The organism is Streptomyces sp. NPDC021019 (genome assembly GCF_044333295.1).
Lineage (GTDB): Bacteria > Actinomycetota > Actinomycetes > Streptomycetales > Streptomycetaceae > Streptomyces.
Genome location: NZ_JBIRQR010000007.1, coordinates 235,795 through 252,934, shown reverse-complemented (window position 1 = coordinate 252,934; position 17,140 = coordinate 235,795). Strand labels below are relative to the sequence as shown.

The window sequence follows — 17,140 nt, the reverse complement described above, 5'->3', positions numbered from 1 at the left end:
CGCCCCGCATCTCCGCGGGACGGGCCGCTTCGCGTCGTGGCCGTCGTCCGGTCAGTCCAGGCCCCGGGCGCGTTCGAAGCGGGCCCGGGCCTCGGCCAGGTCCACCACCGGGTCCGGGTAGTCCAGGCCCGCCCGGTCCGGGCCCCGGAGCTTCCAGGGTTCGTGGATCGCGGCCCCCTCCAGCTCCGCCAGCTCCGGCACCCAGCGCCGTACGTAGGCGCCGCGCGGGTCGAAGCGCTTGCCCTGGATCACCGGGTTCAGCACCCGGTTGGGCCGGGTGTCCGTGCCGGTGCCCGCCACCCACTGCCAGTTGAGCTGGTTGTTCGCCAGATCGCCGTCGACCAGCAGGTCCAGGAAGTGCCGGGCGCCCACCCGCCAGTCCACGTACAGCGTCTTGGTGAGGAAGCTCGCGGTCAGCATCCGGCCCCGGTTGTGCATCCAGCCCTCGTGCGCGAGCTGCCGCATCGCCGCGTCCACCAGCGGATAGCCCGTACGCCCGGACTTCCAGGCGTCGATCTCGTCCTCGTCGGAGCGCCAGCGGTCCTGGCGCGGCCGGTAGTCGGACCAGGAGGCGTCCGGCCGGTCCGCGAGTACCTGGTGGTGGAAGTCGCGCCAGGCCAGTTGCCGCACGAACGCCTCGCTGCCGGGCCCGCCCTTCTCCCGGGCACGGTGGACCAGTTCGGCGGCGGAGACCGTACCGAAGTGCAGATGTGGGGAGAGCCGGGACGTCGCGTCGCCGGCCAGGTCGTCGTGGCCGTCCTCGTAGTCGGCCATCGGCCCGTTCAGCCAGGTCGTCACCAGCTTGCGGCCCGCCTCCTCGCCGCCCCGGGCGAGGCGGGGGGAGATGTTCTCCACGCTGTCCCGGTCCGGGAGTGGGTCGCTCGCCACGCCGTCCGGCACCCGCACCGTGCGGGGAGCGGTCAGTGTGCCCCGTACTCCCTCCGCCTCCCAACGGCGGAAGTACGGGGTGAACACCGCGAAGTGGTCCTTGCCGCCCGCCGGGACCACCCGGCCCGGAGCGAGCGCGGTGACCACCGCGTCATGGACGCGCAGCTCGCCGCCGGTGCCCGCGAGGGCCTCCCGGATCCGTTGCTCGCGCCGCGTCGCGTACCCGCTGACCCCGGCCGCGACGTGTACGGAGGCCGCCCCGGTCTCCTCGGCCACCCGCCTCACCGCGGCGGCCACCTCGCCCCGGCGGACGACCAGCCGGCCGCCCCGGTGGCGGAGGCCGGCGTCCAGGGCGGCCAGGCAGTCGGCGAGGAAGGCCAGCCGGTTGGGCGCGTCGAACCCGGCGCGGTGGACGGCGGCGTCCCGGACGAACAACGGGACGACCTCGTCCGCGTCCCGCAGGGCGGCACGCAGCACCGGGTTGTCGTGCAGCCGCAGATCGGAGGTGAAGAGCACCACTGCGACACTCATGGAACGGACGCTCCCTTGCATGGTTCGTGGGTGAGTGGTCAGGTGAGCGGTCAGGCGGTCGGGAAGTCCATCAGCGCCACCGGGGACGAGGTCGGTTCGTCGGAGCCTCCGGCGGGCTCGACCGTGATGCCCATCCCGGACGCCCGGTCCACCGGTCCGTCCAGCAGGACCGCGTCGTCGTTCGCCTTCGGATCCATCAGACCGGCCGAGCGCATCGTGCCCTCGTCGTTGAACCAGAGCTGGTAGACCTTGCCGCTCGGCGGCCGGTCCATCCCCGAGGCCAGGAAGACGGCACGGTTGTGGCTCCGCGAGACGACGACGGCGCCGTGCGCGCCGCCCGTCAGCTCACTCGACGTGGTCCTCGCGTCCGGGGCCGAGAGCACCTGGGCCAGCTGCTCGTTCTGCCGCTGCGCCTGGTTCGCCTCCTGCCGCGCGTCCTGCGCCACCTGGTTCTGCCAGACCGCGACCCCGCCGAACGCGGCGGCCGCGGCGACGCAGGCGGCGAGCGCGTAGGCGTACCACCGGCCGGTGCGTCCGCCTCCGCCGGTCCGCGTCCGTCCGACGGGCGCCGGAGCCTCCTGGCGTACGGTCGTGATCTCCCGCAGCACCCTCTCGCGCAGCTCGCGCGGCGGGGTCTCGGCGACGGCGAGGCCGAGCCGGGCGGCGGTGGCCGACAGCTCCCGCACCTCCTGGGCGCAGGCCTCGCACTCCTCCAGGTGCCGCTCGAACGCCTGCCGTTCGGAGTCCGGCAGCGCGTGCAGGGCATAGGCGCCGGTCAGCGTGTGCAGTTCGGCCGTGCTCATGCGCTCACCCCCAGACAGTCGCGCAGGCGGATGAGGCCGTCGCGGAGTCGTGTCTTGATGGTGCCCAGCGGCACGGCGAGCAGCTCGGAGACCTCACGGTAGGTCAGGCCCCGGTAGTAGGCCAGGGTCACCGACTCCCGTTGCAGCTCGGACAGGGTGCGCATACAGCGCCGTACCTGTTCTCTCTCCAACCGGGTCTCGACCTGTTCGGACACCTCGTCGAAGGCGGGCGTCCGGTCCAGCAGCGCCGCCTTGTGCTCCCGGGCGGCGGCGGCCTCCGCCGAGCGGACCCGGTCGACGGCCCGGTGGTGGGCCACGGTCAGCACCCAGTTCATCGCGCTGCCCCGGGAGGCCCGGAAACGGGGCGCGGTGCGCCACACCTCCACCAGCACCTCCTGCGCCACCTCCTCCGACTGGGCCGGATCGCGGAGCACGCTGCGCACCAGGCCGAGCACGGGCCCGCTCACCGCGTCGTACACCGCGGCGAACGCGTTCTGGTCGCCCCGCGCGACCCGCACCAGGAGCTCCTGGAGGTCGGGGCCGGGCGAGGGCACCCCACTGATGTGTACGGCTTCCTTCACGCGGGTTTCCTCCCGGGACGATCGTCGCTTCCGGCAGTGATTCGGAGCCGACGGCCGTACGGATTGGTCGGATGCCCGCGATCTTCGCAGACCGGGACCCCGGAGGCCGCGACTCAGCCGGTGGGCGTTTCGCGCCGTCGCAGACGGACGGCGCGGACGGCGCGGACGGCGAGGAAGATCATCAGCCCGAACGGCGACAGCAGGATCGTCAGGACCAGCAGCGGTCCCATCAGCAGCGGCGACAGCCCCAGCTTCCGGCTCTGGAGGTACATCCACTGACCGAGCAGCAGGTCCCAGGCGAGCACCTGCGCCCAGATGGTCCCCGCGCCGCCGGCCAGCGCCGTCAGATCACGGAACGCGTCGACGTCCGGGCTGCTCACCGCCGTCCAGAGCTCCGGGAACACCGGCACGGCCATGACGACGTAGACGGCGAGCACGGGCAGCACGGTCAGCGGTGAGGCGGCGACGCGGGCGGTGCCGGACCAGGTGGGGGCGAAGATCATCAGCAGCCAGAACGGGGCGGCCAGATAGAACGTGATCTCGAACAGTGCGCCGGTCATGCCACGGGCTCCCTGTCGTCGGCGGTGTTGGAGGAGGGGCGGTCCGGGGCGGCCGTGCGCAGCGTGCTCCACGTTCCGCACGCCACCGCCGCGAGGACGGCTCCGGCGGCGGCCAGCGTGGCGCCGTCCGGGTGGATCAGCGGCTGTCCCCGGAGCGCCTGCCAGGTGATGAGCGCGACGAGCGCCGCGTAGCCGGCCACGGCGACCCGCACGAGACGCAGCCGCACCCCGGCGTCGCGCAGCGGGGCGAAGCGGGGCGCGAGGAGCACCAGGACGATCACGAGGAGCGGAAGGAGCTGGAGGGCGTGCATGCCCACGAAGTGCGGGGCCCGCAGATCGCCGCCGGTCGTCGACCAGCCGGTCAGCGGCATGGCCGGGCCGCCGTCCGGGACGCCCACGGAGTGCGCGCCGACGATGTCGGCGGTGTCGAGGTTGCCCGCCGCCCGCTGGCTCTCGCTCGGCAGCGTCATCAGGAAGCCGAGGGCCGCGCCGGCCAGGGCGATCAGCACCCCGCCCCGGACGGCCAAAGCTGTCGCGCGGTCGGCGATACGGGTGCGCAGCAGCAGGACGGCGATCACCAGGGTCGCCGCCCACAGGACGACGACGGTCTTGCCCATCGCGTCGAACAGCGCCGCGTCGAAGGGGGTCGCGGAGTTGAAGTGGCTGCGCCGGCCCCGGACGACCTGCACCGTGATCAGCACCATCTCGCCCAGGCTCGTCAGCACGACGACGTGCCCCGCCCACCGGCCGGTCCGCACCCCCCGGGTGAGGTGGGTCAGCATCCAGGCCAGGGTCAGGCAGTACGCGGCGAAGGACACGGCGAACTTGAACGGCTTCGCCCAGATCGGCGCGCCCACCAGGACCCGGTCGTCGACCACGAGGCCCACGGCGGAGACGAGGGCCAGAATGGCCATCGCGGCGGAGAAGACGACTAATGGGCGATGCCAGGAACGCCATGACGACATGAGAGACCCCCTGTGATGATGTGATCTATATGGATAGTCGCACTGTCCGCTATCCGATAGAGGGACTATCTATGATGAGTGCGGTTTCTGGCAAGGGCGAAAGGGCGAACACGCGGTGCGCATCGGTGAATTGAGTCGCAGGTCCGGAGTTCCGGTGCCGACGATCAAGTACTACCTACGTGAAGGGCTTCTGTCGGCAGGGGAGTTGACCAGCCCGAACCAGGCGCGCTACGGCCCCGGGCATGAGCGCAGGCTGCGCCTGATCCGGGCGCTGCTGGACGTCGGCGGCCTCTCGCTCGCCGCCATCGGTGAGGTCCTGGAAGCGATGGACGACCCCGAACAGCCCGTGCACAAGGTGCTCGGCGTCGCGGCGGACGGCGTCACGCCGGCCGGTGAGGAGGGGGCGGGTCCCGAACTGGAGGATGCGCGGGAGGAGGTGGCGGAACTGCTGCGGCGGCGGGGCTGGCAGGCCGACGAGCGGAGCCCCGCCGCCGAGTCGCTGGCGGGGGTGCTGTCCGCGCTGCGCAGGGCCGGGCACGGCGGGTACATCGACCTGCTGGACGTCTACGCGGATGCCGCCGAGCCGGTCGCCCGCGCCGACCTCGACTACGTACAGCGGCGGGTGGCCCGCGAGGACCTGGTCGAGAGCGTCGTCGTGGGCACCGTCCTCGGCGAGGCGATGTTCGGCGCGCTGCGGAGGCTGGCGCACATCGACGTGTCCTTCCGGCGCTTCGAGTCCCCGCAGAACCTCTCGGGGCCGGTCGGTCCGGAGGGCTCCCAGGGCTCCCACGCCACGGAAGAGGGCGCGGAGGGAGGCGGGGCACGTGACGCCGGGGCTGGTGGCGGGGTGGAGGCGGGCGGCCAGGACGCGCCCTCCGGGCGCCTGAGGCCGGGGGCGGGCCCGGCGGAGGGACCCGCGGGATGAACCCGGCGCGCGGCCCGGTCGGCGGGCGTGGCGGCCCGGGCCCGGCGGCCTCACCCGCTGCACCTCCCCCGATGCGCGGACCCCGTCCGCCGCGGGTGCGGCGGACGGGGTCCGGTGGTCAGCTCGCGACGGCAGCGGCCCGACGGCAGGAGCTAGGCGGCGGTCGTGCCGCTCTCCTGCTCGCGCTCCACCTGCTCGTTCCACTCGCGCTTGACGGCACGCCAGGCGTCGTCGTTCTGGCCGAGACGCCAGTAACCCGAGATCGAGAGCCGCGCCAGCGGGATCTGCCGCTCCACGCGCAGGTACCGGCGGATCTCCTTCACGAAGCCCGCCTCCCCGTGCACGAAGGCCTGGATCTCGCCCTCCGGGAAGTCCAGCCCCTTCACGGCGGCGGTCAGCAGCTCGCCGACGGGCCGGTCGCCGCGGTGCAGCCAGGTCACGGCCACCCCGTCGGGCGTCACGATCTTCTGCTCCTCGGAGGCGTCCGACACCTCCACGAAGGCGTGCACCAGCGCACCCGACGGCATCTGCTCCAGCGCCGCCGCGATCGCCGGCAGCGCGCTCTCGTCGCCTACCAGCAGGTGCCAGTCCGCCGACGCCTCGGGACCGTAACCGCCGCCGGGGCCGAGGAAGGTCACCTGCTCGCCCACCCGGGCCCGCTGCGCCCACGGTCCCGCGAGTCCCGCGTCGCCGTGCACGACGAAGTCGACGGCCATCTCCCGGGCGACCGGGTCCCACGAGCGCACCGTGTACGTACGGGTGGTGGGCCACAGCTCGCGCGGGTACCGCTCCCGGATCGCGGCCATGTCGAACGGGTGCGCGTAGTCCGCGCCCTCGGGCGCGAAGCACAGCTTGATGTAGTGGTCGGTGAAGCCGGAGAGGGCGAAGTCCGCGAGCCCCTCGCCGCCGAGGACCACCCGGACCATGTGCGGGGTGATCTGCTCGGTGCGCACGACCTGCGCCCCCCGAGCCGTGGGTCCCTGCCGGGCCGGCCGCTCTGCCACGAGGTACTCCCTGGTTCGAAAATGTGAGCTTAGGTATGCCTAAGTTAACACCTCAGGCCTGAAGGGTGGTCAGGAGCCGCTGAAGCGCTCCGCCCAGCCCCCACTGCTCCGCCAGGGCCTCCAGGGCGGCCGGGTCGCGCGGCTCGCGGGGCAGCGCCGGGTCGAAATCGGGCAGGGGGACGTCCCCGGCCACCCGGACCACCTTCGGGGCGACGGCCACATAGGCGCGCGACTCGTCCAGCCGCTTGCGCTGCGAGGGTGTCAGCTTCGCCTTCGGATCGTCCACCGCCGCCATGATCCCGTCGAGATCGCCGTACGCGTCCAGCAGCTTCGCCGCCGTCTTCTCGCCGATGCCGGGGACGCCCGGGAGTCCGTCGCTCGGGTCGCCGCGGAGCAGTGCCAGGTCGACGTAGCCCGCGCCGTCCACGCCGTACTTCTCGCGGAGCCAGGCCTCGTCGGTCACCTGAAGGGTGCCGACGCCCTTGAGCGGGTAGAGCACGCGCACCTGGCGGGCGTCGTCGACCAGTTGATACAGGTCGCGGTCGCCGGTGACGATGTCCACCGGCCCCGTCGCCCGCCCCGTGAGGGTGCCGATGACGTCGTCCGCCTCGTACGGCGTGACGCCGACCCGGGCGATCCCGAGGGCCGCCAGCACGTCCTCGATGATCGGGACCTGCGGGGACAGCGTCTCGGGGATCTCCTCCTCGTCCGCCTGTCCGGCGGGCCTCTCCTCGGCGACCCGGTGCGCCTTGTACGTCGGGATCAGGTCGACCCGCCACTGCGGGCGCCAGTCGTTGTCCCAGCAGGCGACCAGATCGTCCGGCCGGTGGTCCTGCACCAGGCGGCCGATGAAGTCGAGGAGTCCGCGCACGGCGTTCACGGGCGTGCCGTCCGGTGCGCGCACCGAATCGGGCACCCCGAAGTAGGCGCGGAAGTAGAGGGAGGCGGTGTCGAGGAGCATCAGGCGTCGCGTCACAGACCCGATGATGCCCCACCGCACCCACAGTCGCTCCGAGTAACCGCTCACTGTCGCTCCGTCGCAGGTCGGTGACGTGGATCACTGTTGTGTTTGGGCTGTGTAAGTGAGGGCAGGCGCGCCACCGGAGCGAACCACGTCGCATTTTCAACTAGTGCATGTGCCACGCGGACAGAGCCCGCACCGCTCCACGGTCTGCCGGAGGGGGTGGCAGACCGTTTTTCGGTTCAACGCGTGAGGTGTATGTGTCCAGGCTGCAAGCCGAACACTTGTACAAAGTCTTCGGAAGACGACCCGATGAGGCCGTGCGGAAGCTCGAGAGCGGCTCCGGCCGCGACGAGTTGCGCGGCGAGGGAACGACCGCAGCGGTGATCGACGCCTCGTTCACCGTGGAGCCGGGGCAGATCTTCGTCGTCATGGGGTTGTCCGGCTCGGGCAAGTCCACCCTGCTGCGGATGCTCAACGGTCTGCTCGACCCCACCGCGGGCCGGGTACTCTTCGACGGCCAGGACCTGACCGCCCTGAGCCCCCGCGACCTGCGGCACGTCCGCTCCACCAAGATCAGCATGGTGTTCCAGCACTTCGCGCTCTTCCCCCACCGGAGCGTCCTGGAGAACGCCGCGTACGGCCTGGAGGTCCAGGGCGTGTCCCGCGAGGAGCGTGAGGTGCGCGCCACCGAGGCGCTGCGGCTGACCGGCCTCGAAGGCTGGGAGAAGTCCTGGCCCGACGAGCTGTCCGGCGGTATGCAGCAACGCGTGGGCCTCGCCCGCGCGCTGGCCACCGACGCCGACCTGCTGCTCATGGACGAGTCCTTCAGCGCGCTCGACCCGCTGATCCGCCGTGACATGCAGGACCAGCTCCTGGAGCTCCAGAAGCGCCTGAAGAAGACCATCGTCTTCATCACCCACGACCTCAACGAGGCCATGCGCCTGGGCGACCGGATCGCCGTCATGCGCGACGGGGAGATCGTCCAGCTCGGCACGGCCGAGGACATCCTCGTCACCCCGGCCAACGACTACGTCGCCTCCTTCACCCAGGACGTCGACCGCTCCCGGGTCCTCACCGCGGGCGCGATCATGGCCGAGGCGCACACCGTGATGGGCACCAGGGCGGCGGACGGCAGGGAACTGCGCACCCCGCAGGACGTGCTGGCCGCGGCCCCCGCCACGGTCCCGGAGTCCACGCCGATCATCGACCTGTTCACGCCCTGCTCGCAGAGCTCGAACCCGGTCGCCGTGACCGACGCCAAGGGCAAGCTCGTCGGCGTCGTCCCCAGCTCCCGGTTGCTCGCCGTCCTCGGTGAGCCGATGACCCCGGCCGAGGCCCCCCGCGACACCGAACCCGCGGCAGCGGGCGGCGCGAAGAAGGTGGCCAGTGTTTAGGCTCCCCCTCGGCGAATGGGTCGACTCCGCGGTCGACTGGCTGCAGACCCACCTCGCCTGGCTCTTCGACGCCATCAGCTCCATCGTCAGCGGCATGTTCGACGGCATAGCCGCCGTGCTGTCCGCCCCGGCACCGCTGCTCTTCGCGGGCATCGTCGCCGTCATCGCCTGGTGGCTGCGCGGCCTGCCCGCGGCGCTGCTCACCTTCGTCGGGTTCGCCCTCATCGACTCCGTCGAACTGTGGGACGAAGCGATGGACACCCTCACCCTGGTGCTCGTCGCGACACTCGTCACCCTGGTCATCGCCGTACCCCTGGGCATCTGGGCCTCCCGGTCCAGGACGGTCAGCGCGATCACCCGGCCGGTCCTGGACTTCATGCAGACCATGCCCGCCATGGTCTACCTGATCCCCGGCGTCATCTTCTTCGGCGTCGGCGTGGTCCCCGGCATCATCGCCACCATCATCTTCGCGCTGCCCCCGGGCGTCCGGATGACCGAACTCGGCATCCGCCAGGTCGACGGCGAACTCGTCGAGGCGGCCGAGGCCTTCGGCACCACCTCGCGCAACACCCTGCTGCGCGTCCAGCTGCCGCTCGCCCTGCCCACGATCATGGCCGGCATCAACCAGGTCATCATGCTCGGCCTGTCCATGGTCGTCATCGCGGGCATGGTCGGCGGCGGCGGCCTCGGCGGCTCCGTCTACCGCGCCATCGGCAACGTCGACGTCGGCCTCGGCTTCGAGGCGGGCATCTCCATCGTCATCCTCGCCATGTACCTGGACCGGATGACCGGCGCGCTCGGCACCGAGGTCTCCCCGCTGGGCCGCCGCGCGGTCGCCAAGGCCCAGGCCATGGCCGAGGGCTGGAAGATCTGGACCTACCGTCCGCAGCCCCGCATCGCGGCCGTCGGCATCGTCGTCCTCGCGCTCGTCGCGGGCAGCATGAGCGTCTTCGGCGGCGGCTCCAAGGACGACACGGCCGGCAGGGCCGCGCTGATCGGCGACGGCAAGAAGGTCAGCATCGGCTACATCCCGTGGGACGAGGGCATCGCCTCCACGTTCCTCTGGAAGGAGATGCTGGAGCAGCGCGGCTTCGAGGTCGACGTCAAGCAGTACGAGGCCGGCGCGCTGTACACCGGTATGGCCAACGGGCAGATCGACTTCCAGACCGACTCCTGGCTGCCGGTCACCCACGCCAGCTACTGGGCGAAGTACCAGGACCGCCTGGAGGACCTCGGCGCGTGGTACGCCCCGACCTCGCTGGAGCTCGCCGTCCCCGCGTACATGAAGGACGTCCGGACGATGGACGACCTGAAGGGCCGGGCGTCCGAGTTCAAGGGCCGCATCGTCGGCATCGAGCCGAGCGCCGGTGAGATGGGCCTGCTCAAGGACAAGCTGCTGCCGGGCTACGGCCTGGACAAGGAGTACAAGCTCATCGACGGCTCCACGCCGTCCATGCTGGCCGAGCTGAAGCGCGCGTACGCCAAGAAGGAGCCGATCGTGGTTCCGCTCTGGTCGCCGCACTGGGCCTACAACGAGTACGACCTCACCAAGCTGAAGGACCCCAAGGGTCTCTGGGGCAAGGGCGACGGCGTCCACACCCTGGCGCGCACGGGCTTCTCCGCCGAGAACCCCGTGGTCAGCAAGTGGCTCAAGGACTTCAAGATGAGCGAGAAGCAGCTCACCAGCCTTGAGGCCGAGATCCAGAAGTCCGGCTCCGGCAAGGAGCAGGAAGCCGTGCGCACCTGGCTGAAGGCCAACCCGGGCGTCGCCGACACGTGGTCGCCGGTCCCCAAGGACGCCAAGGCCGACGGCGGCAAGGACGAGCGTGACCGTGCCGTCGAGATCGCCTGGTTCCCCTGGGAGGAGGACATCGCCGCCACGTACCTGTGGAAGGCGGTCCTGGAGGAGCGCGGCTACAAGATCAACCTCAAGCAGTTCGAGGTCGGTCCGATGTACGCCGCGATGTCACGCGGCCAGATCGACGTGCAGTTCGACGGCTGGCTGCCGTACACCCAGAAGAACTACTGGGACAAGTACGGCGACAAGCTGACCGACATCGGCTCCTGGTACGGGCCGACCTCCATCGAGGTCGCCGTCCCCGACTACGTCAAGGACGTCAAGACCCTCGACGACCTCAAGGGCAAGGGCTCCGACTTCAAGGGCCGGATCGTCGGCATCGAGCCCGGCACCGCCACCATGGAGAACCTCAAGAAGAACGTCCTGCCGAGTTACGGCCTGGACAAGGAGTACGAGGTCCTCGACTCCTCCACGCCCGGCATGCTGGCCGAGCTGAAGCGCGCGTACGCCAAGAAGGAGCCCATCGCGGTCCTGCTGTGGACCCCGCACTGGGCGTACAACGAGTACGGCATGACCAAGCTGAAGGACCCGAATAAGGCGTTCGGTGAGGGCGACCGCCTGCACACCATCGCCTCCAAGGAGTTCCCGCAGCAGTACCCGCAGCTGACGAAGTGGTTCAAGGACTTCAAGCTCACCGAGAAGCAGCTCGGCGGCCTGGAGAACGAGATCCAGAAGCGCGGCGTGGGTCACGAGGAGGAAGCCGTGAAGGCCTGGATGGACGACAACCCGGGCATCGCGGACACCATGGCGCCCCAGTAAGGGCCCACGGGCACGAAAGCAGCAGGTCGTCAGGGGTGGCCCCGCCTTCGGGCGGGGCCACCCCTTCCGGCTGCCCGAGGGGCGTTTACCGGACGTCGTGCGCAACCATGTGCGTAAGGTGCTGGCAACCGGGAGGATGGCTGAGGCGGGAGGGAGCCGGCACATGGACGACAAGGACACACCGAGGGTGGGCGCCGCCGTCCGCCGACGACGCAGATCCCTGGGACTCACGCTGGCCGCGGTCGCCTCGCGCAGCGGCCTCTCCGTGCCCTTCCTCAGCCAGATCGAGAACGAGCGCGCCCGCCCCAGCGCCCGCTCGCTCGACCGGGTCGCCGAGGCGCTGGAGACCACCACCGGGCGTCTGCGGGCCGCCGCCGACTCCGCGCGCGCCGTCGACGTCGTCCGGGCCGAGGAGGCCGAGGGAGGTGAGGGCGTACGCCGCCTGGTGCGCGGCCGGCACCAGCTCAGCGCCCTGGAGTTCACCGGCGAACCGGACCTCGGCCGCGAGTTCCAGCACCGCAACGACGAGCTGATGCACGTCGTCGAGGGCGCCGTCGACGTCGAGGCCGAGGGCCAGGTCCACCGCCTGGAGCGCGGCGACACCCTGTTCCTCTCCGGCGGGGTCCGCCACCGCTGGCGCGCCACCGTGCCCGACACCCGGCTGCTGGTCGTCGCGGTGGCCGAGCACATCGACGCCACGTTCGACTCGCGCCGCTGACCCCCTTGGCCGTCCGTACGGGGCCGAGCCCGTACAGGGCCGTCCGTACAGGGGCGACCCCGCCCGTCCACCCGCGAAAGGCCCGTCCGTGCGCGTCGTCTCCCTGGTCCCCTCGCTCACCGAGGCCGTCGCCGTCACCGCACCCGGGCTGCTCGTCGGCGTCACCGACTGGTGCACGCACCCCGCGGACCTCACCGCCGCCCGCGTCGGCGGCACGAAGAACCCGGACGTGGCCGCGATCGCCGCCCTCGCCCCCGACCTCGTGATCGCCAACGAGGAGGAGAACCGGGCCGCCGACCTCGACGCGCTCCGGGCGGCCGGGCTCGACGTCCTGGTCACCGAGGTCCGCACGCTGGACCAGGCGCTCGCCGAACTGCACCGCGTCCTCGTCGACGGCTGCGGGCTGGCCCGGCCCCGCTGGCTGGACACGGCCGAAGCCGCCTGGGCCGCCCTGCCCGCGCCCTCCGGGAGCCCGCGCCCCGCCGCCGTACCGATCTGGCGGAGGCCCTGGATGGTGCTGGGCCGCGACACCTTCGCCGGCGACCTCCTCGCCCGCCTCGGCATCCGCAACGTGTACGCCGACCACGCCGAGCGCTATCCGCGCATCCCGCTCGACGGGCTGAACGCCTCCGGGGCCGAGCTGATCGTGCTGCCGGACGAGCCCTACCGCTTCACCGCGGACGACGGGCCCGAGGCCTTCCCCGCCCTGCCCGCCGCCCTCGTCGACGGGCGGCTGCTCACGTGGTACGGGCCGTCGCTGGCCGAGGCGGCACGGGCGCTGCCGTCAGCGCTCCGCTGAGCACCCCGAGCGCCGTCCGCGTCCCGGCCGCCGCCCAGGCCGCCACCAGGAGGACGTACAGCCCCACCGCCAGCCAGGTCAGCGCGTCGAGCCCGGTGTGCCGCGCCAGACCGGCCGCGCCCGTCACACACGTACCGACGGGGAAGGTGAACGCCCACCACGTCATCGCGAACCCCATGCCGTTCCGCGTGGCCCGCACCACCATCGCGGTCGCCAGGGCCAGCCACAGCAGCGCGAAGCCCATCACCGGCACCCCGTACAGCACGGCGAACGCGCCGAACGCGGAGGCGTAGGGGGCCCCGACCGCCCCCGGGGCGACGTCGGCCAGCTGGTTGACGGCGGTCGTCGACTGCCCCAGCGGCCCCAGCACCAGAAAGAGCGTCGGGGTCAGCGCGAGCGGCAGCGGACCGTGGTGGACCAGCCGGGAGAAGACCAGCGGCAGCACCACCAGTGTGGCCAGCAGGGACAGGCCGAACATCGCGTAGCAGGCCAGCAGCAGCGCCTCGCGCCCCTGTCCGGCGGCGACGTGCGGCACCAGCAGCGCCCCCTGCGAGGCCGACACCATCGGGGCGACCAGCGGCAGCAGCCAGACCGGCGACGCGGTCCCGGGCGCGGGACGGTGGCGTACGACCATCAGATACGGCACCACGACGGCGGCCACCAGACCGATCGCCGTACCGGCCACGAACAGCACCACGTCCACCGCGAGCGCGGCCCGCGCCCCCACCACGTCCTGGCCCACCGTCAGCGTGGCCCCGCCGACGGCCATCAGCGCCATCGACAGACAGCCGTAGAACGGGGCGACGGCCGGGTCCAGCAGATGGGCGCGGGCCTGGTCGCGGTGGCAGAGCCAGTGCCCCGTACGGGCGGCGATGACGGTCAGCAGCAGGACGGCCGACAGCGCCCACACCACGGTGCACGCGGCCCGCAGCCCGGGAACGTCCCCCGGAAGCATCGCGCCGGCGCTCGCGACGATCGCGGTGCCCATGACGCTCGCGTACCAGTTCGGGCCGACGTGCCGCAGCGACGGCAGCCGCGTCGCGTCGCCGGACGCCTCCGCCGGGAGGGTCGCAAGCGCGGCGGGCGGCGACGGGACGGCGGTCCGGGTCTGCGGAAAGATGGCCATGCCACGATTCTCCGCGGCCGGGCCCCCGCCCACCAGGGAGCCCGCCCCTATGAGGTCATAAGCTGGCTTGATGACCGGCGACGACCCACACGCACCCCACGTCCCCCTCTCCCACCGGGTCCCCGACCTCGGGGCGCTGGAGCTGCTCCTCGCCGTCGCCCGGCACGGCAGCCTCGGGCGGGCCGCCCGGGACGTCGGCATCACCCAGCCCGCCGCCTCCAGCCGCGTCCGGTCCATGGAGCGACAGCTCGGCGTCGCCCTCCTGGACCGCTCCCCGCGCGGCTCCCGGCTCACCGACGCGGGGGCGCTGGTCACCGACTGGGCGCGCCGGGTCGTCGAGGCGGCGGAGGCCTTCGACGCCGGCGCCCAGGCGCTGCGCGACCGCCGCGACTCCCGGCTGCGGGTCGCCGCCAGCATGACGATCGCCGAATACCTGCTGCCGGGCTGGCTGATCGCCCTGCGCGGGGAGCGGCCGGACACCGCGGTCTCGCTCCTCGTCGGCAACTCCGCAGCTGTCGCCCGACGCCTCGTCACCGGCGAGGCCGACCTCGGCTTCGTCGAGGGTCTGTCGATACCGGAGGGCCTCGACGGCACCGTCATCGCCCACGACCGCCTCGTCGTCGTGGTCGCCCCCAGCCACCCCTGGGCCCGCCGCCGCAGCCCGCTGCTGCCCGGCGAACTCGCCGCCACTCCGCTGATCCTGCGCGAACACGGCTCCGGAACCCGCCAGGTCCTGGACGCGGCGCTCGCCGTGCACGGCGGACTGGCCCAGCCCCTGCTGGAGCTCTCCTCGACCACTGCGGTCAAGGGCGCGGCGGAGAGCGGCGCGGGCCCCTGCGTCCTGAGCGAACTGGCCCTCGGCGAGGAACTGTCCTCCCGCCGCCTCGTCAAGGTCCCCATCGCGGGCGTACGGCTGCGACGCCAACTGCGAGCGGTCTGGCCCGGGGGCCACCGCCCCACCGGCCCCGCCCGCGATCTGCTGTCCCTGACCGGCCGCGACGCCTGACTGCGCGAACCCTCCCGACCCCGGCCGCCGTGTCGGAGCCGCACCTAGAGTGGGGGCATGAGCTACGCGACGCCGCCCGGCTGGTACCCGGACACGGGCGCACCCGGCCTGGAGCGCTGGTGGGACGGCACGGCCTGGACCGCGCACACCCGCACGGCCGCCGCCCCCGCCGCGCCGGAACAGCCGCCCGCACCCGCGGCGTTCGGCCCGCCGCTGCTTCCGCTCCCGCACCAGCGCGATCCGCGGGGCGAGGCCGGTGGGCCGAGCCGGACGAAGGTCCTGGCGATCACGCTCTCCGGGGTGCTGGTCCTGGGCGCGGCCGTCGCCGGGGCCGTGCTGCTGGGCCGCGACGAGGGCGGTACGCCGACGGCTCCGACGACGACGGCCTCGCCCCCGGCGCCCGTCACCGCTCCCGCGGCCACCGCCTCCTCCGCCGCGCCGGACCCGGACGAGAACCCCGCCCTCCTCGTCGACCAGCTCAACGGGGTCACCCTGCCGGTGCCCGAGGGCTGGGAGAAGCCGGAGAGCACCTCCGACGACGCTCCCACCATCCGCACCGAGCAGTCCTACGACTGCCCCGGAGGCGCGTCGTTCTGCTACCACGGCACGGTCACCACCCGAACCGCCCGGGGCGGCGAGACCGATGTCAGAACCCTGGCCGAGGCCGACATCGTCACCGCGGCCGACAAGGCCTACGAGGAGGACAGCCTCGGCCGGCGCACCCACGGCGGCATCACGTCCCACAAGGTGCTCAAGTCCCAGGAGCTGACCGTCGCCGGCCGCACCGGATACCTGGTGCGCTGGCAGGTCACCACCGGCAAGGGGCCCGGCGGGTACGTGCAGTCCCTGGTCTTCCCCTCCACGGTCGGCGCCGGAACACCGGTGATCGTCCGGTTCGCCTTCGACGCCGAGGCGCCCGGCCTGCCGATGTCCCTGATGGACACCATCACCCGGGGCATCCGCCCGCTCGGCGACACCGCTACGAGCGGCGGAGTGGGCGCGTCCATCGGCCCCTGAAGCCCACGACGCCCACGGGCCCCGAGGTCAGAGGAAGGTCTGACCCTCGCCCCGGTAGGTCGGAACGCTCGCCGTGACCCGGTCGCCCTCGATCAGGTGCAGTGCGTCGAAGCGCTCGCACAGTTCCCCGGCCTTGGCGTGCCGGAACCACACCTTGTCGCCGATCAGCAGATCGTCGGCGGGGGAGCCCAGCAGCGGTGTCTGCACCTCGCCCGCGCCCTCCCGGGCGTCGTAGCGCAGTCCTTCCGGCAGATACGGCACCGGCGAGCGGTCGGCGCCGGCCGGGCCGGACGCCGGATAGCCGCCCCCGAGCACGGTCACCACGCCGACGCCGGGCCGGCGCACCACGGGCTGCGCGAACAGGGCCGCCGGCCGGCCGGTGAACGACGTGTAGTTGTCGAAGAGCCGGGGCACGTACAGCCCCGAACCCGCCGCGATCTCCGTCACCGCGGCCTCGGCCGCCGTGTGCTGCACACTGCCGGTCCCGCCGCCGTTGACGAACTCCAGCTCGGGCACGACCGCCCGGACCGCCCGGACCACCTCGGCCCGGCGCACCGCCAGCTCCTTGCGGGCGGCCGACTGCATCAGCCGGATCGCCCGGGACAGCAGCGGCTGCCCCGCCAGCGCGTCACCGACCCCGGCGACATGCCCCTCGTACGCCATCAGCCCCACCAGCCGGAAGCCCGGTCTGCGGACCACCGAGCGGGCCAGCTCCGCGAGTTGCGCGGGGGAGCGCAGGGGGGAGCGCAGCGCCCCGATCCGGACCCGGCCGCCCAGCATCCGCAGTGAGGTGTCCAGCTCCAGACAGACCCGGATCTCCTCCCGGCCGCCCGCCCGGGAGGCGTCGATCAGCTCCAGTTGGGCGTGGTCGTCGACCATGACGGTCACGGCCCCGGCGAGCTCGGGATCGGCCGCCAGCGCGGCGAACGCGGACCGGTCGGCCGACGGGTAGGCCAGCAGGACGTCGTCGAACCCGGCTCGTGCGAGCCACAGCGACTCCGCCAGCGTGTACGACATGATCCCGGCGAACCCCGGACGCGCGAGCACCCGTTCCAGCAGAGCCCGGCACCGCACCGACTTGCTCGCCACCCGGACCGGTTTCCCGGCCGCCCGCCGCACCAGATCGTCAGCGTTGGCGTCGAACGCCTCAAGATCGACGATCGCGATCGGGGCGTCGAGATGGGCGGTGGCCCGGTTGTACCGGGCCCGGTCAGCCGCGCGGGCAGTCATGTCCGCAGCTTG

The 17,140-nt window shown here is 72.6% G+C and carries 16 protein-coding genes; 7 read left to right on the top strand and 9 right to left on the bottom strand.

Translation table 11 applies throughout. The features are described from left to right. Positions 1-51: 51 nt before the first annotated feature. The 5 genes from ACH4RG_RS30325 to ACH4RG_RS30305 form a co-directional block, all read right to left on the bottom strand. On the bottom strand, positions 52-1,419 hold the full coding sequence (locus tag ACH4RG_RS30325) for a cryptochrome/photolyase family protein (RefSeq protein ID WP_398540530.1): 1,368 nt from the start codon (positions 1,417-1,419) through the stop codon (positions 52-54). Between the two features lie 50 nt (positions 1,420-1,469). Then, positions 1,470-2,222 (bottom strand): anti-sigma factor domain-containing protein, encoded by a 753-nt coding sequence (locus ACH4RG_RS30320; protein WP_398540529.1) that lies wholly within the window; start codon positions 2,220-2,222, stop codon positions 1,470-1,472. Beyond that, positions 2,219-2,803 (bottom strand): sigma-70 family RNA polymerase sigma factor, encoded by a 585-nt coding sequence (locus tag ACH4RG_RS30315; RefSeq protein WP_397922790.1) that lies wholly within the window; start codon positions 2,801-2,803, stop codon positions 2,219-2,221. The genes ACH4RG_RS30320 and ACH4RG_RS30315 overlap by 4 nt, the downstream gene beginning before the upstream one ends. 113 nt (positions 2,804-2,916) lie before the next feature. Beyond that, on the bottom strand, positions 2,917-3,363 hold the full coding sequence (locus ACH4RG_RS30310) for an ABA4-like family protein (RefSeq protein WP_397922792.1): 447 nt from the start codon (positions 3,361-3,363) through the stop codon (positions 2,917-2,919). Further along, positions 3,360-4,328: a hypothetical protein gene (locus ACH4RG_RS30305; RefSeq protein WP_398540528.1), complete on the bottom strand. Its 969-nt coding sequence runs from the start codon at positions 4,326-4,328 to the stop codon at positions 3,360-3,362. Before ACH4RG_RS30305 ends, ACH4RG_RS30310 begins: the two co-directional genes overlap by 4 nt. A gap of 115 nt (positions 4,329-4,443) precedes the next feature. Here ACH4RG_RS30305 and ACH4RG_RS30300 point away from each other — a divergent pair, with 115 nt between their 5' ends. After that, positions 4,444-5,253 (top strand): MerR family transcriptional regulator, encoded by an 810-nt coding sequence (locus tag ACH4RG_RS30300; protein WP_397922795.1) that lies wholly within the window; start codon positions 4,444-4,446, stop codon positions 5,251-5,253. Between the two features lie 152 nt (positions 5,254-5,405). On the opposite strand, the gene ACH4RG_RS30295 is transcribed toward ACH4RG_RS30300, so the two are convergent. Together ACH4RG_RS30295 and ACH4RG_RS30290 are read right to left on the bottom strand one after the other, a co-directional pair. Then, a complete protein-coding gene (locus tag ACH4RG_RS30295) occupies positions 5,406-6,257 on the bottom strand; it encodes a siderophore-interacting protein (protein WP_397922797.1) in 852 nt (283 codons plus the stop codon). Between the two features lie 52 nt (positions 6,258-6,309). Further along, positions 6,310-7,218: a 5'-3' exonuclease H3TH domain-containing protein gene (locus tag ACH4RG_RS30290; RefSeq protein WP_397923155.1), complete on the bottom strand. Its 909-nt coding sequence runs from the start codon at positions 7,216-7,218 to the stop codon at positions 6,310-6,312. 260 nt (positions 7,219-7,478) lie between these two features. On the opposite strand from ACH4RG_RS30290, the gene ACH4RG_RS30285 reads away from it, so the two are divergent. The 4 genes from ACH4RG_RS30285 to ACH4RG_RS30270 all read left to right on the top strand — a co-directional run bounded on the left by ACH4RG_RS30285 (position 7,479) and on the right by ACH4RG_RS30270 (position 12,749). Further along, positions 7,479-8,615: a glycine betaine/L-proline ABC transporter ATP-binding protein gene (locus ACH4RG_RS30285; RefSeq protein WP_397932120.1), complete on the top strand. Its 1,137-nt coding sequence runs from the start codon at positions 7,479-7,481 to the stop codon at positions 8,613-8,615. Further along, positions 8,608-11,232 (top strand): ABC transporter permease/substrate binding protein, encoded by a 2,625-nt coding sequence (locus ACH4RG_RS30280; protein ID WP_398162493.1) that lies wholly within the window; start codon positions 8,608-8,610, stop codon positions 11,230-11,232. Before ACH4RG_RS30285 ends, ACH4RG_RS30280 begins: the two co-directional genes overlap by 8 nt. A 163-nt stretch (positions 11,233-11,395) precedes the next feature. Next, positions 11,396-11,950: a helix-turn-helix domain-containing protein gene (locus tag ACH4RG_RS30275; protein ID WP_397922803.1), complete on the top strand. Its 555-nt coding sequence runs from the start codon at positions 11,396-11,398 to the stop codon at positions 11,948-11,950. 88 nt (positions 11,951-12,038) lie between these two features. After that, complete coding sequence (locus ACH4RG_RS30270) at positions 12,039-12,749, top strand: helical backbone metal receptor (RefSeq protein WP_397922805.1); 711 nt, start codon at positions 12,039-12,041, stop codon at positions 12,747-12,749. Here the strand turns inward: ACH4RG_RS30270 and ACH4RG_RS30265 are convergent. Beyond that, the gene (locus ACH4RG_RS30265) at positions 12,688-13,875 is read right to left on the bottom strand and encodes a TDT family transporter (RefSeq protein WP_397931818.1); all 1,188 of its coding nucleotides are present in this window, start codon (positions 13,873-13,875) and stop codon (positions 12,688-12,690) included. The two genes, ACH4RG_RS30270 and ACH4RG_RS30265, sit on opposite strands and share 62 nt — an antisense overlap. Positions 13,876-13,945: 70 nt before the next feature. On the opposite strand from ACH4RG_RS30265, the gene ACH4RG_RS30260 reads away from it, so the two are divergent. Both ACH4RG_RS30260 and ACH4RG_RS30255 read left to right on the top strand, forming a co-directional pair. Further along, positions 13,946-14,881: a LysR family transcriptional regulator gene (locus ACH4RG_RS30260; RefSeq protein WP_397931820.1), complete on the top strand. Its 936-nt coding sequence runs from the start codon at positions 13,946-13,948 to the stop codon at positions 14,879-14,881. A 57-nt stretch (positions 14,882-14,938) separates the two neighbouring features. Beyond that, entirely contained in the window at positions 14,939-15,898 is a 960-nt protein-coding gene (locus ACH4RG_RS30255) for a DUF2510 domain-containing protein (protein WP_397931823.1), read from the top strand. Between the two features lie 27 nt (positions 15,899-15,925). Here the strand turns inward: ACH4RG_RS30255 and ACH4RG_RS30250 are convergent, their stop codons facing one another. Next, positions 15,926-17,128 (bottom strand): amino acid deaminase/aldolase, encoded by a 1,203-nt coding sequence (locus ACH4RG_RS30250; protein WP_397922812.1) that lies wholly within the window; start codon positions 17,126-17,128, stop codon positions 15,926-15,928. Positions 17,129-17,140 lie beyond the last annotated feature (12 nt).